Annotated in this window: 1 protein-coding gene; it reads right to left on the bottom strand. The window is 73.4% G+C overall.

Annotated elements, in window-relative coordinates; genetic code table 11:
* Positions 1 to 504: LysR family transcriptional regulator (locus KUM32_RS35530; protein ID WP_217146051.1), on the bottom strand; the 504-nt coding region annotated here is incomplete at its 3' end.
* Between the last annotated feature and the right edge of the window lie 82 nt (positions 505 to 586).

Raw genomic sequence — 586 nt, 5'->3', positions numbered from 1 at the left:
GTACGGCACGGCGAGCAGCACCTCCTCCCTGGCCAGCTCGACGCACTCCAGGCCGGTCCCGGTCAGCGGCTGCGAGGCGACGCAGAAGTCCACCTCCCTGGCCCGCAGCCGGCGCTCCATCTCCACCGCGTTGGACTGGTAGAGCCGCACGTCGGCGGCGGGGTGGGTGGCGCGGAAGCTGCCGAGCGCGCGGGCGAGGGTCAGCAGCGTCTCGGCGGTCACGGTCACCCGGCCAAGGCCGCGCTCGCGGGCGTCGGCGACCGCGCGCCGCGCGTCGTCGAGTTCGCTGAGCGCGCGCTCGACGTGGCGCAGGAACAGCGCCCCGTACTGGTTGAGCCGGATGCGGCGGCCCTGCCGGTCGAAGAGTTCCGTGCCCAACTCGGCCTCAAGGCGGGCGATGGTACGGCTCACCGACGGCTGCGCGACGTGCAGTTCCTCCGCGGCCCGACTGATGTGCTCGAAGCGGGCCACGGCCCGGAAGTAGCGCAGTTGCAGCAGGTCCATCGCTCCCCCACCCATGCCGTCGTGATCATCATGACACGGGCGGAACGGGGCGGTCCGCCCGGCCGCTGGCCACCGTCTGGCC

The organism is Streptomyces sp. AC627_RSS907 (assembly GCF_019049165.1).
Note: the sequence above shows the minus strand (reverse complement) of the source record. Positions and strands in the feature narration are given on the sequence as shown.